General features: G+C 66.2%; 12 protein-coding genes. 5 read left to right on the top strand and 7 right to left on the bottom strand.

Features of this window, described 5'->3' with window-relative positions; genetic code table 11:
* Positions 1 to 10 precede the first annotated feature (10 nt).
* The 3 genes from NU688_RS10550 to NU688_RS10540 are packed head-to-tail and all read right to left on the bottom strand — an operon-like array spanning position 11 to position 1,237.
* Positions 11 to 259, bottom strand: coding sequence for a DUF3297 family protein (locus NU688_RS10550; RefSeq protein ID WP_257860568.1), 249 nt, complete (start codon positions 257 to 259; stop codon positions 11 to 13).
* Between the two features lie 44 nt (positions 260 to 303).
* Positions 304 to 765 carry a ribonuclease HI family protein gene (locus tag NU688_RS10545; protein WP_257860567.1) on the bottom strand — a complete coding sequence of 154 codons (462 nt, stop codon included), beginning with the start codon at positions 763 to 765 and terminating at the stop codon, positions 304 to 306.
* A 31-nt stretch (positions 766 to 796) separates the two neighbouring features.
* Entirely contained in the window at positions 797 to 1,237 is a 441-nt protein-coding gene (locus tag NU688_RS10540; RefSeq protein ID WP_257860566.1) for a DUF4124 domain-containing protein, read from the bottom strand.
* A 96-nt stretch (positions 1,238 to 1,333) separates the two neighbouring features.
* Here NU688_RS10540 and NU688_RS10535 point away from each other — a divergent pair, with 96 nt between their 5' ends.
* Together NU688_RS10535 and NU688_RS10530 are read left to right on the top strand one after the other, a co-directional pair.
* Positions 1,334 to 2,476, top strand: a complete 1,143-nt coding sequence (locus tag NU688_RS10535) for a hypothetical protein (RefSeq protein ID WP_257860565.1) — start codon at positions 1,334 to 1,336, stop codon at positions 2,474 to 2,476.
* On the top strand, positions 2,469 to 3,509 hold the full coding sequence (locus tag NU688_RS10530) for a DNA methyltransferase (protein WP_257860564.1): 1,041 nt from the start codon (positions 2,469 to 2,471) through the stop codon (positions 3,507 to 3,509). The genes NU688_RS10535 and NU688_RS10530 overlap by 8 nt, the downstream gene beginning before the upstream one ends.
* A 9-nt stretch (positions 3,510 to 3,518) precedes the next feature.
* Here the strand turns inward: NU688_RS10530 and NU688_RS10525 are convergent, their stop codons facing one another.
* On the bottom strand, positions 3,519 to 4,334 hold the full coding sequence (locus NU688_RS10525) for an IclR family transcriptional regulator (RefSeq protein WP_257860563.1): 816 nt from the start codon (positions 4,332 to 4,334) through the stop codon (positions 3,519 to 3,521).
* A 97-nt stretch (positions 4,335 to 4,431) separates the two neighbouring features.
* Here NU688_RS10525 and NU688_RS10520 point away from each other — a divergent pair, with 97 nt between their 5' ends.
* Both NU688_RS10520 and NU688_RS10515 read left to right on the top strand, forming a co-directional pair.
* Entirely contained in the window at positions 4,432 to 6,057 is a 1,626-nt protein-coding gene (locus tag NU688_RS10520) for a GMC family oxidoreductase (RefSeq protein WP_257860562.1), read from the top strand.
* A gap of 53 nt (positions 6,058 to 6,110) precedes the next feature.
* The gene (locus NU688_RS10515) at positions 6,111 to 7,433 is read left to right on the top strand and encodes an MFS transporter (RefSeq protein WP_257860561.1); all 1,323 of its coding nucleotides are present in this window, start codon (positions 6,111 to 6,113) and stop codon (positions 7,431 to 7,433) included.
* A 15-nt stretch (positions 7,434 to 7,448) separates the two neighbouring features.
* Here NU688_RS10515 and NU688_RS10510 read toward each other — a convergent pair whose 3' ends face one another.
* The 3 genes from NU688_RS10510 to NU688_RS10500 are packed head-to-tail and all read right to left on the bottom strand — an operon-like array spanning position 7,449 to position 9,936.
* Positions 7,449 to 8,093, bottom strand: a complete 645-nt coding sequence (locus NU688_RS10510) for a DUF6134 family protein (RefSeq protein ID WP_257860560.1) — start codon at positions 8,091 to 8,093, stop codon at positions 7,449 to 7,451.
* Positions 8,090 to 8,896, bottom strand: coding sequence for a DUF1295 domain-containing protein (locus NU688_RS10505; protein ID WP_257860559.1), 807 nt, complete (start codon positions 8,894 to 8,896; stop codon positions 8,090 to 8,092). Before NU688_RS10505 ends, NU688_RS10510 begins: the two co-directional genes overlap by 4 nt.
* Positions 8,893 to 9,936: a cyclopropane-fatty-acyl-phospholipid synthase family protein gene (locus tag NU688_RS10500; protein WP_257860558.1), complete on the bottom strand. Its 1,044-nt coding sequence runs from the start codon at positions 9,934 to 9,936 to the stop codon at positions 8,893 to 8,895. Before NU688_RS10500 ends, NU688_RS10505 begins: the two co-directional genes overlap by 4 nt.
* A 472-nt stretch (positions 9,937 to 10,408) precedes the next feature.
* On the opposite strand from NU688_RS10500, the gene NU688_RS33955 reads away from it, so the two are divergent.
* Positions 10,409 to 12,533, top strand: a 2,125-nt coding sequence (locus NU688_RS33955; RefSeq protein WP_308340295.1) for a DUF6531 domain-containing protein, incomplete at its 3' end; no start/stop codon positions are given.

Below are 12,533 nucleotides of genomic sequence, written 5' to 3'. Positions count from 1 at the left end.
CCCTTCTGTCTTACCGGTAGTAAGCCTCGACCGTGCCTTTGAGCTTCAGCAGCAGCGGATAGCCCTTGCGGTCTACCGCCTTGCCTGCGGGCACCTTGATCCAGCCTTCGCTGATGCAGTACTCCTCCACGTCGAGCCGCTCCTTGCCGTTGAAGCGGATGCCGATGGGGAATTCGAAGACGGCAGCCACATGATGCGGGCTGCGCGCATCGGTGGAGAGGTGATCGGGAAGCGGCGGGCGGGAAATTTCTTCGGTCATGGGAGTCTGTGGTTCGGGAACGACCCGAATGATAAGGACCTCGCTCACCGCCGCTTTTTCCAGGGCTTGGGCGGCGGCTTCGGGCCCGAGCCGAGGGCGGCGCGGGCCAGCGCATCGGCCTCGCTATTGCGGTGACGCGGAATCCACTGCACGCGGGCCTCTTCGAACTCGCCAAGCAGTGCGCGGGCATCGTCGAACAGCGGCGCCAGCCGTGCGATTGGCCGGGCATCAGCCGCGCCGATCTGCTCGACCAGGATGCTGTTGTCGCTGTAGGCCACCACGGCGCTGGCGCCGCGGGCGCGCAGTTCCTTCAAGGCCAGGGTCAGCGCGCGCAGCTCGGCCTCGTTGTTGCAGCCGATCGTGTGCGTGGCCTGCGAGAGCAGGTGGCGCGTACCGTCGGGCTGCGTGATGACGGCGCCGACGCCCATGCGGCCCGGGTTGGGCATGGCGCTGCCGTCGCAGTGGACGGTCCAGTGGCGCGGGTGCTCGGGCACGGGAAGAGACATGGATGGAATGCGGGCCGGTGCCCCGCGACCTTCAGCAGTTGTTGCGCTTGATGCCCGCGAGGTTCTGGCACGGCCGCTGCCCGGGCGGTGGCCCCGGATCGCGCACGCGGGGCGGACGATGCGCGTGGCGCTGCGGTCCGTTGTCGTAAGGCTCGGGGCCCAGGATGTAGACCGGCGGGTCGGTCGGTGGCGCATCGGCGACGGGGTTGCGCGGAATGATGGCCGGGCCTGACGGCGTGGCGACCGGCGGCGGCGGCGTGTAGGCCGGCTGGCGCCATTCTTCGGCCTGCGGGCGCGGCACCGGCGGTGGTGGTGTGTCGTCGATGGGCACCTGCCGCGACTGCTTGGTTTCCGACGGGCACTTGCCGTCGGTGTACGAGATCTTGCCGTTGGCATCGGTGCAGCGCACCACGTCCGCATTCGCAGCCAGGGCGGCGAAGAGCATGGGGATGAGGACGATGGAGGTGCGCATGGGGCGGTTCTAACAGATTGCGCGCAAATTCCCAATCGGCGGCGGCGCTGTCGTATCGTTGCGGCTGCGGCGATTTTCGCCCCTCCCCCGCCCGCCATGCGCCCTGCCATTCCATTCGAGATCGCCCTTGCCGATCTGCCCCGCAGCGCAGTCTCTCCGCTGTTCGAGCGCCTGCGCCAGTCGGTGGGCCCGGTGACCCGACGCACCCCGCTGGCGCATGAAGCCGCGCGCTGGCACATGCACACCATCGGCGGCGTCGAGCGGCGATTTGCGCAGCCGATTACCTTCACCCCGTATGCCTCGGTCCAGCCCTGTTCGGCGCGTTGCAGCTTCTGCTCGGAAAACCTGCGCAAGACCGATGGCGGAACGCCGGCCTCGCGGCTGCGGCCTGCGCCCGATTACTTCGATGGCCTCGCTCGCGCGCTGCGGGCCCTGCGCGGCGTGCCGCTCTCGTGGTCGCTCTCGGGTCTTGAAACGAGCGATGACGCCGGCTGGATGCTTCAGCTGCTCCACACGCTGACCGCGAGCGAAAGCGATGGCCCGGTCGTCGAAGACCGCGTGCTTTACACCAACGGCGCCGGCTTCGCCGCGCCGCAGGGCGAGGTGCTGCGGCGCGCGCTGCAAAGCTTCGGGTTAAGCTGGCTGGAGCTGTCCCGTCACCACCACGACGGCGCAATCAACCAGTCCATCATGCGGTTCCGCCCCGAGGTGGCGATTGGCGATCAGGCCGTGTTCGAACGCACCGCGCGACAACTGGCCGATGCGGTTCCACTGCGCCTCGTGTGCATCCTCCAGCGCGGCGGCGTTGCGCAGCCTCACGATGTGGCCGCCTACCTTTCATGGGCACGGCGATGCGGCGCCGGCACTGTCGTCTTCCGCGAGTTCTCGCGCCTGGACGACGGCTACCGCGACAACGCCACCGCACGCTACCTGCGCACGGAACGCGCGTCGATGGACACCCTGCTCGCCGCCTGCCTCGACGACCCCGAGGTCTCGCGCGGATGGACGCTCGAAGCCCTCACCGAGGGCTACTACTTCTGGAACCTGCGCCTTCGCACCGCGAGCGGGCTGAACGTCGTCTTCGAAAGCGCCGACTACGGCGCGATGCACGAACGCCATGCGACCGGCGACATCTACAAGCTCGTCTACTTTGCGGACGGCCAGCTCTGCGCCGGCTGGGAGCCGGGGCACGACGTGCTGCTCGACATCCGGACCGAACAGGCCCTTGCCCATGGCTAGCCACAGCTGGTTGATGCTCGACCACGAATCGCCGCGCTACCGGCTGCCGGACGACCTGCGCGCGCGTGACCCGATGGGCGGGCGCGATTGCGGGTGGGTCGAGCAGATGCTGCCCTTCGTGCGGCAGTTCTCGCAGCCGGGTGACACGGTGTTCGATCCGTTCGCGGGCTTCGGCACGACCTTGTTGGCGGCGCGTCTCGAAGGCCGATTGGCTTCGGGCTGCGAAGTCGATGCCGGCCGCATCGACCTCATCCGCGAGCGGCTGGCGCGTCACGAACTCGCACAGGGCACAACGCTCCTGCACGGCTCGGGCGATGCGCTCGAAGACGCCGTACTTCCACCCTTCGACCTCTGCCTCACCAACGTGCCCTACTTCGGTTGCGGCTGGACCGGTGCACCGTCAGCCTCCCAGCTCTACGACAGCCAGAGCTACGCCCAACACCTCGATGGCCTGCGCAACGTATTCCACCGCGTCCGCGCGAGGCTGCGCGAGGGCGGCGCCTGCATCGCGATGGTGGAGAACATCCGCCTCGGCGATCGCGTGCTGCCGCTCGCCTTCGACCTTGCGCGCATCCTCGGTTCGCTCTTCACAATGGAGGAAGAGCGCGTGCTCATCTATCCGCACGAGAGCATCGAAACCGATGCAGATGCGCGCACCGACCGGCGCCACGAATACGCGTTGGTCTTCCGCAGACAGCGCGAACGCATCGACCTCCAAGCTACCGCCGCATTGCTCGAAGCCCTGCGCGCGCAGGGCCATGCATTCACTCTGCTCGGCAGCTTCGCGCGGTGGCAGCAAGACCCGCAAGGCACGCCACCCGCAGACGCCGACATCCGCGTAGACGCAGACCCGCAGCGCCTGAACGCCCTGCTGCAACATCTGCGCGAACAAGGCTTCTCACTCACAAGCTGGGGCGACCCCGTCGACCTGCCCCTTCACCTCGACAGCTACCGCGGCCGCTACTACTTCCGCGCCGACCGCATCGACCGCAGCGGCTCTCTGGTCAGGCTGGACATCTGCTACGAGCAGTGAGCGAATCGCTCAGAGCAACCCGCTCATCTTCCCCGCAGCCGCCTTCAACGCATCGATGCGCTTCACCGCATCCTCCATCGACATCCGCGCCGTCGGCGCATGCACCGCCAGCGCCGCACGCACTTCACCGGCCGCATCGCGCACCGGCACAGCCACCGCCACCAGCCCCGCGATGAACTCCTCGCGATCACGCGAATAGCCGCGCTTGGCGATCTCGTCGCACTCGGCGCGCAGTGCGTCGGCCTTGGTGATGGTGTTCGCCGTCATGCGTTCGAGCGGCAGGTTGTCGATGAGCGCATCGCGTTCCTTCTTCGGCATCTGCGCGAGAAACAGCTTGCCGCTCGCGGTGCAATGCAGCGGCACATGCGAGCCTACATCGAGCGTGAGGCGCAGCGGCCATTGCGCCTCGACGCGGTCGAGGTACAGCACCTGCGCGCCGTCGAGCGTGGTGAGGTTGCAGGTCTCGCCCACCTTGCGCACAAGCTCGGACAGCACCTCGTGCCGCAGCCCGCGCACCACGCCATGGTTCAGCGTGTCGAAGGCGAGCTTGCGCAACGCCGGACCGACGCTGAACGAGCGCTCGTCCACATCGCGCGCCAGGAACCCCGTGGCCAGCAACTGCGTGCAGATGCGGTGCGCGGTGCCCTTGGGCAGCCCAAGTTGCGCGGCCAGTTCGGCCAGCGTCAGCGCCCGGCCTTCGTTGGCCAGCAGCGCCAGCAAGCGCAGGCTGCGCTCGGCAGACGAACCGGAGGCCGACTCCTCGACAACGGGTGCGACAGGAGCGGCAGGAATCACTTCAACAGGCGTGCGCGCGGCTCGTGGCATGCGGGTAAACCTTAAAAATGGAACATTGCGTTCCGAAAAACAATAACCTAGGATGCGGCGGATCGGAAGCGATTGTTCCACTCCCCGGATGCCAGGCATGCGTGATGAAGAGTTCGACTACATCGTCGTCGGCGCCGGATCGGCCGGCTGCGTGCTGGCGGGCCGGTTAAGCGAAGACCCCGCCACGCGCGTGCTGCTGCTCGAGGCCGGGCCGCCCGACAGGTCGCTCTGGATCCATCTGCCCATTGGCTACGGCAAGACCATGTGGAGCCCCACCTACAACTGGCGCTTCGAGACCGACCCCGACCCGAACATGAACGGCCGCCGCATCTACTGGCCGCGCGGCAAGACGCTGGGCGGATCGAGCGCGATCAACGGCCTCATCTACATCCGCGGCCAGCGCGAGGACTACGACCACTGGGCCGCACTCGGCAACGCGGGCTGGGGCTACGACGACGTGCTGCCCTACTTCATCAAGTCCGAAGGCAACCAGCGCGGCAGCGATGCCTTCCACGGCGGCGACGGGCCGCTCAAGGTATCGGACATCGCGGCGAAGCACGAGCTCATCGAAGCCTTCATCGATGGTGCGCAGCAGACCGGCGTGCCGCGCACCGAAGACTTCAACGGCGCTGGTCAGGAAGGCGCGGGCTACTACCAGCTGACCACGCACAAGGGCTGGCGCTGCAGCACCGCCAAGGCGTACCTCACGCCCGCGAAGCACCGCCCCAACCTGCGCATCGAGACGGATGCGCTCGCGGGCAAGCTCGTGTTCGAAGGGCGTCGCGCCGTCGGCATCACCTACCGGCAAGGCGGCGAACTCAAGACCGCGCGCTGCCGCGCCGAGGTGCTGCTCTCGGCCGGCTCGATCCAGTCGCCGCAGCTGCTGCAGCTCTCGGGCATCGGGCCACGCGCGCTGCTCGATCGCTTCGGCATTCCGGTGGTGCACGAGTTGCCCGGTGTCGGCGAGAACCTGCAGGACCACCTGCAGATCCGCCTCGGCTACGAGTGCACGAAGCCCATCACCACCAACGACCAGCTCAACTCCTGGGCCGGACAGATCGGCATGGGCATGGAGTGGCTGCTGCACCGCACCGGCCCGCTGGCCGTCGGCATCAACCAGGGCGGCTGCTTCATGCGTGCGCTGAAGGATGAACACGGCAAGCCCGTGGCCGCGACGCCCGACATCCAGTTTCACGTTGCCACGCTCTCGGCCGACATGGCCGGCGGCAAGGTGCACCCGTACTCGGGCTTCACGATGTCGGTGTGCCAGCTGCGGCCCGAGTCGCGCGGGCACATCCGCATCCGCTCGCTCGATGCGGCCGAGCCGCCCGAGATGCAGCCCAACTACCTGGCCACCGCGCTCGACCGCGCAACCACCGTGGCCGGCGTGAAGGCCGCGCGCGCCATTGCCGATGCGCCCGCGATGCGCCCCTACGTGAAGCGCGAAGTGAAACCCGGCCCCGCGGCTGCGAGTGACGAAGACCTGCTCGAGTTCTGCCGCAACAACGGCGCCACCATCTTCCACCCCACCGGCACCTGCCGCATGGGCAGCGATGCGCTCGCCGTCGTCGATGCGCGCCTTCGCGTACACGGCATCGCGGGCCTGCGCGTCATCGATTGCTCGGCGATGCCGACGCTGGTGTCCGGCAACACCAACGCACCCGCCGTGATGATGGCCGAGAAGGCCGTCGACCTGATCAGAGAGGACGCCAGAGCTTCGTGAATCCAAGGCCCGCAGAGGCCGCCGCAACACAACAACCGATTGGAGACAAACACATGAGCGCAACCGACGAGAAAGCGATTCGCAGGGTGGTCATCTCCGCCCTGGTGGGCGCCACCATCGAGTGGTACGACTTCTTCTTGTACGGCGTGGTGGCCGGCATCGTGTTCAGCAAGCTGTACTTTCCGGGCAGCGACCCGGTGGTGTCGGTGCTGCTGGCCTACACCACCTTCGCGGTGGGCTTCGTCACGCGGCCGCTGGGCGGCGTGATCTTCGGCCACTTCGGCGACAAGATCGGCCGCAAGAGCATGCTCATCATCACGCTGATGATCATGGGCGTGGCCACCTTCCTCATCGGCCTGGTGCCCACGTATGCGCAGATCGGCATCGCGGCGCCCGTGCTGTTGCTGCTGCTTCGCATCGCGCAGGGCATCGGCCTCGGCGGCGAATGGGGCGGCGCGGTGCTCATGGCGTACGAATACGCGCCGAAGGACAAGCGCGGCTTCTATGCGTCGCTGCCGCAGATCGGGCTGGCCATTGGCCTGTGCCTGGCCTCGGGCGTGGTGGCGCTGCTGTCGTCGCTGCTCACCGACGAGCAGTTCATGGCGTGGGGCTGGCGCATCGCATTTCTCATTTCCGGCGTGATGGTGCTGGTGGGCATGTACATCCGCCTGCACGTGCAGGAAACGCCCGAGTTCGCGGCCGTGAAGGCGCGCAACGCGGAGCTGCGCATTCCGTTCATGGACATGATCCGCCGCTACCCCGGCAATGTGTTGAAGGGCATGGGCGCGCGCTACATCGACGGTGTGTTCTTCAACATCTTCGGCGTGTTCTCGATCAACTACCTCACCAGCACCATCAAGATCAGCCGCACCGATGCGCTGCTGGGCGTGATGGCCGCGGCGATCGTGATGATCTTCTTCATCCCCTTCTTCGGCCGCATGTCCGACAAGGTGGGACGCGGCAAGGTCTACATGTGGGGTTCGCTCATCACCGCGGTGTCGGCGTTTCCGGGCTTCTGGCTCATGACGCACAGCGGGGGCAATGTGCTCCTGGTGTGGCTCGCGATCATCGTGCCGTTCGGCATTTTGTATGCCTCGGTGTACGGGCCCGAAGCCGCGCTGTTCTGCGATCTGTTCGATGCGAAGGTGCGCTACACGGGCATCAGCTTCGTCTACCAGTTCTCGGGCATCTTTGCCTCGGGCATCACGCCGATCATCGCGACCGCGCTGCTCAAATCGGGGGGCGGCGAGCCGTGGCAGATCTGCATGTACGTGCTGTTCGCGGGCGTGGTGTCGGCGCTGTGTGCGTGGATGATCGGGCGCAGTCCGTCGCCGGCGGATGCAGTCGATGCGCCCGTTGTTGCTGCCTCGCGTTGAGGCAGCTGAAGCGATCTACTTCAGCCGGTAGCTGAGCTTGCGGCCGCCGCTGACGGTGGAGTCCAGCGCGATCCACTCGCCCTCTGCCGAGTACCAGATGTCGATGGGCTGCGCCGGCGTCACGATGCGCCAGCGCGTGGCCGCCACCTGCTGGCCGCGCACGTCCACCGTGCCGCTGCCCGCGCGACTCACCTGCACCGCTTCGAGCTTGCCGGTCTGCGCGTTGAGCAGCCGCTCCTGCTTGCGGATGGCGAGGTTCCAGTAGGCGAAGCTCATCACGCAGCCATCGAGCGACTGCGTGCCCTTGGCCGTGGTGACCGTCAGCGCGTTGTCGCCGGTCGCGCTCGCATCAACTTTCTCGGGCGTTCCGTCGTCGTCGGTCTTCGATGCAAGCTGGCGCAGGCAATCGCCGCGCCACTGCTCGGTCGCCGAGTGGCGGTAGCGATAGACCGTGACGCCCAGCAGCTTGACCGCGAACGCGGCCTCGCTCGCCAGCCTGCGCTCTTCGCCACTGGCGGTGAGCACGAAGCGGTGCTCACCGATGGGTGAGTCGTCGAGCAACACGCGGAAATTCCACTCGCCGCTCGCCGGTCCGTTCGCCAAAACAGCGCCGCTCGCCAGCAGCGTCAGCGCGAGGAGCCAATGTTCTTTTCTTCTCATGGCGCGTTGGCGTTGCGCACCGGCCCCGGCACGAAGGCGTTGGTGCGCGCGATGTACGCGCGGTACGCAGGGCGGCGCTCGCCGATGTCGGCTTCGAGCATGCGCACGCCCGAGACCTTCAGCAGCAGGAAGGTCATGAGCAGCGGCGAGACGACGGTCCATGCGCCGCTCCAACCCGCGCCGCCGATGGCGATGAGCCACAGGCCCCACCAGACGCAGGCTTCGCCGAAGTAGTTGGGGTGGCGCGTGTAGCGCCAGAGGCCGCGGTCCATCACCTTGCCTTCGTTCGCGGGGTCGGCCCTGAAGCGCGCCATTTGCGCATCGCCGATGGCCTCGAAGAAGAGGCCGAACAGCGCGAGCACGATGCCGACGATGTCGACCCACCCCATCGGTTGCGCCGCCGCCATGCCGGGCAGGAACGGTGCGGAGACGATCCACGCGAGCACCGCCTGCAGCGCGAACACGAGGTACAGGCTCTTGAACGCGAAGCCCGGCTGGTTGCGCGCGCGCATCGCCTGGTAGCGGCGATCTTCGCCATGCCCCCAGTTGCGCCAGGTGATGTAGAGGCAAAGCCGCACCGCCCACGCCGTGCCCAGCACCGCCATGCACAGGCCGCGCGGCGTGTGCCCCGGCAGCAGCGCGAAGTAGACGAGGCCCGCGCCCACGATGCAGACGGACCACACGCGGTCGACGAGGCTCACGTCATGGCGTGCGAGGCTGGCAAGCCAGGTGAGCAGAACGACCAGCGCGGTCCATGCCAGTCCCGCGAATGCGATGACTACCGTTTCTCCCCCTGTCGTCATGCACGCCGCTCGAAGAGGTAGTGGCTCACCCACCAGCGCTGCCCGCCATCGAAGCCGAACAGCTCCGCCACCGACATGAAGAACAGCCGCCAGCGTGTCCACCACACGTTGGCCTCCGCGCCGTAGGTGGCCTGGAACAGCGGGCGCAACTGCTCGCGGCGCGCGTCCATGTTGCGCAGCCACGCCTCGGCCGTGCGTTGGTAGTGGCTGCCCTCCCAGCGCCAGCGGCGCAAGAGGCGCAAGTCGTCCTGGCAGTGCAGCGCGAGATCGTCGCTGGGCATCATGCCGCCGGAGAAGAAGTACTTGCTCATCCAGTCGCTCGCGTCGCGCACCTCGAATGGGTACGGCGCCTCGCGGTGCGCGAAGACGTGCATGAAGAAACGCCCCTCCGGCTTGAGCCAGCGCGCGACGTTCGCGAAGGCCTGCGGCCAGTTGCGCAGGTGCTCGAACATTTCGACGGAGACGATGCGGTCGAAGCGCTCGTCGGTGTCGAAGGCGTTGATGTCGCGGGTCAGCACGCGGACGTTGGCGAGGCCGCGTTGTGTGGCCTGGGCTTCGATGTATTCGCGTTGGGAGGTGGAATTGGAGAGGGCCGTGATGCGGCTGTTGGGGTAGTTCGCGGCCATCCAGAGGGTGAGGGAGCCCCAGCCGCAGCCTAGCTCCAGGATGTCTTGGCCGTCGACGAGGCCCGCGCGCTCGCAGGTGGCGGTGAGGGCGGCGGATTCGGCTTGTTCCAGCGTACGGGTGCCTTCAGGCCAGTAGCAGCTGCTGTATTTGCGGTGGTTTCCCAGGACCTGGGCGAAGAAGGCGGCGGGGACTTCGTAGTGTTGTTCGTTGGCTTTTTCTGGGAGGGGGGCCAGATGGGCGGAGCGCATCTGGGTCAGAAAGTCTTGCGTCAGGTCGGCCGTCGCGAGGGGGTTGCCGGCGTGGAGTTCGGTCAGGCGCTCCTTTAGGAGGCGGCGGATGCCTCGGCGGAGGATGGGGTCGGGGATCAGGCCTTTTTCTGCCCAGTGGAGGGCGGAGGTGAGGTTCTGCGGCATGGGGGTTCTCCTCGGCGGGCACGTTGGAAAGGTGTGCGGTTGGGAGATGTACGCAGCGGGATGGGGTTTGGATGAGGTCGGAGCGGTTGGTCGGTAGTTCTTGCGGCGATCAGTTGCTGGGATAGAGCGTTATCTGCCTCGCTCTGGCGCGACATGCGAAAGGCGTGCATCGCTCGAGTTGGGGACGGATCTCGCAGTGGCGCGAGCTTGGCCTGCATCTCTTCGCAAGGTGCGACAGTCGCCCAGCCACAACAGCACGTCCAGGTGCCGCGTACTTTCATATTCAGATTGGTGCCGCGGTCTCGCGAGCCACGGATCTGTCGTTGTCCGTGCGTAGCCTTTGGGCTAACCTGAAACAGCATGTACGGAGCGCGCTGTGGAAGCGCGGGTCACCTGAGGGGGTGATCGGCCGTCCAAAAAATACTGATCGTTGTAGCTTGCGAAAAACAGGCTGCCGGTGTTCAGACACGCAATGAGAAAGCATGGGGAGAGTACCGTGGAAGTTCTGCGAATGGTGTGCTTCTGGAAGACGCACCGGCATCATCGATACGCTTTTGTGCGGCGCGAATCGAACGACGAACCGGGGGGCATCTGTACTCATCGCCGCGCGGGGCCTTGGATGGCTCAACTTCTCCGCGTAGTCTCGCTCTTGGCGTTGATGCTGGCGTCCGCAGCGTCGTGGGCCCTTCTACCAACGGAGTCGGGGTGGAGAGTTCTTTTGCCGGGGGGGAGCGGTAAAGTGGTTGGCTACGGGGCGACACCACAGGCTGCGTGCGAAGACACCGGCGCGTACTGGGCATCGGTGCATCCAACCGGCTCGGTGGTATTTGTTCCTCCCACTGGCTGCCTTTGGTGGTTTGGGGCTGTTGGAGATAGCGCCGGTTTTGGCTCGGGTGCGATGTCAATTGCGGGCACTTGTCCTGCGAACAGTTCTGCGGTAGCTGGAGGATGTCAGTGCAGAGACCACTTCCAGGAAGACGGCACCCACACGGCCTGCCTTCCAGCTGCTCCGCAACCCGCCATGTGCACAGCTGGCATATTGGAAGGTAGTCCTATCTCGCCACCCACGGCCGAGAAGTACCGCTCCGAGACCGACTGGTCCGATTCTGGTCCTGGCGCCTTGTCCTTCACGCGCACATACCGCAGCAGTTGGGTCAGCGATTCAACACGGACCGGCGACTTGCTCGGCCTGGTCTGGTCGCATAACTTCAGTACCAAGCTGGTCGCAACAACCAGCTTGGTCCGCCCAGGCGTAGCAATCACCACACGCGAAGGCTATGTGCGGACCTTTGGCAAGGCTGCGGGTGCCACGACTTGGAGCGCCACCAATAGCGCCGACACCCTGACCAAACAGTCCTCTGGCGCTTGGGTCTACTACCGGGCCGATGATGACACCACGCTCAGCTTCGACAGCTCCGGCAAGCTGCGGACCGAAATGGACCGCAACGGCTGGATCATCACGTATGCCTACAACAGCACCGGGCGACTTGCCTCCGTCACGAACAGCTTCGGGCGAACCCTTGTGCTGGGGTACGACGGCTCAGGCCGGCTGACCACCGTCACGACCCCGGATGCGCGTGTCATTGCCTACGCTTACGACAGCCGTGGTCGCCTAGCCTCGGTCCTATATCCCGACGGAAAGGGCCGCAATTTCGTCTATGAGAATGCTTCGTTCCCCCACGCGCTGACCGGCATCTTCGATGAAGCCGGTATTCGCTGGGGCACATTCGCATACGACAGCACGGGTCGTGCGATCAGCACCCAGCTCGCGGGCTCTGCGAACAGCTATCAAGTTAGTTATCCCTCGACAAATTCCGCCACAGTGGTCGATCCTTTGGGCACTAGCCGCAACTACAGCTACGGCACCACGCAGGGCAAGCTCGCTGTCACTGGTGGTTCGCTGCCATCGGGCGAAGGCGAGAGTGATGCCGCCAGTCGTGTGCAGGACGCCAACGGCCTGATCACTTCGGAAACTGATTTCGATGGAGTGGTGACCACGACGGCGTGGGATGTCGCTCGCCGCCTGCCGACCACGGTCGTCCACGCCTCCGGCACTCCCGATGCCCGCACGGTAACGACGCAATGGCACCCCACCTTCAGCCTCCCCGCCCTGGTCACCGAGCCCGGCCGCACCACCGCCTACACCTACGACGCCTTCGGCAACACCCTGTCGAAGACCGTCACAGACACAGCCACCAGCAAGGCCCAACTCTGGCAGTGGACCTACAACGCCCAGCAACTCGTTGCCACGGCCACCGAACCAAACGGCGCGGCAACGAGCTACACCTACGACACCCGAGGCAACGTCCTCACATCAACCAACGCGCTCGGCCACGTCACCAGCTACGCCTACGACACCGCCAACCGCGTCGTCAGCTCGACAGCCCCCAATGGCCTCGGCACCACCTACACCTACGACGCCCGCGACCGCCTGCTGACCCAAACCATCGGCGGCCAAACCACCACCCTTACCTACAAGCCCTACGGCACCGTCGAGACCATCACGCTGCCCACCGGCCTCGTCCTTACCTACACCTACGACGCCGCCCACCGCCTCACAGGCTGGAGCAACAACCGCGGCGAGTCCGGCACCTACA

It is taken from the genome of Variovorax sp. ZS18.2.2 (assembly GCF_024701975.1).
In the GTDB taxonomy this organism is placed as follows: domain Bacteria; phylum Pseudomonadota; class Gammaproteobacteria; order Burkholderiales; family Burkholderiaceae_C; genus Variovorax.
Note: the sequence above shows the minus strand (reverse complement) of the source record. Positions and strands in the feature narration are given on the sequence as shown.

Bases quoted from the DNA above. Each gene is read 5' to 3' on its own strand.
- NU688_RS10550 (WP_257860568.1), bottom strand. From the start codon at position 259: ATGACCGAAGAAATTTCCCGCCCGCCGCTTCCCGATCACCTCTCCACC.
- NU688_RS10545 (WP_257860567.1), bottom strand. From the start codon at position 765: ATGTCTCTTCCCGTGCCCGAGCACCCGCGCCACTGGACCGTCCACTGC.
- NU688_RS10540 (WP_257860566.1), bottom strand. From the start codon at position 1,237: ATGCGCACCTCCATCGTCCTCATCCCCATGCTCTTCGCCGCCCTGGCT.
- NU688_RS10535 (WP_257860565.1), top strand. From the start codon at position 1,334: ATGCGCCCTGCCATTCCATTCGAGATCGCCCTTGCCGATCTGCCCCGC.
- NU688_RS10530 (WP_257860564.1), top strand. From the start codon at position 2,469: ATGGCTAGCCACAGCTGGTTGATGCTCGACCACGAATCGCCGCGCTAC.
- NU688_RS10525 (WP_257860563.1), bottom strand. From the start codon at position 4,334: ATGCCACGAGCCGCGCGCACGCCTGTTGAAGTGATTCCTGCCGCTCCT.
- NU688_RS10520 (WP_257860562.1), top strand. From the start codon at position 4,432: ATGCGTGATGAAGAGTTCGACTACATCGTCGTCGGCGCCGGATCGGCC.
- NU688_RS10515 (WP_257860561.1), top strand. From the start codon at position 6,111: ATGAGCGCAACCGACGAGAAAGCGATTCGCAGGGTGGTCATCTCCGCC.
- NU688_RS10510 (WP_257860560.1), bottom strand. From the start codon at position 8,093: ATGAGAAGAAAAGAACATTGGCTCCTCGCGCTGACGCTGCTGGCGAGC.
- NU688_RS10505 (WP_257860559.1), bottom strand. From the start codon at position 8,896: ATGACGACAGGGGGAGAAACGGTAGTCATCGCATTCGCGGGACTGGCA.
- NU688_RS10500 (WP_257860558.1), bottom strand. From the start codon at position 9,936: ATGCCGCAGAACCTCACCTCCGCCCTCCACTGGGCAGAAAAAGGCCTG.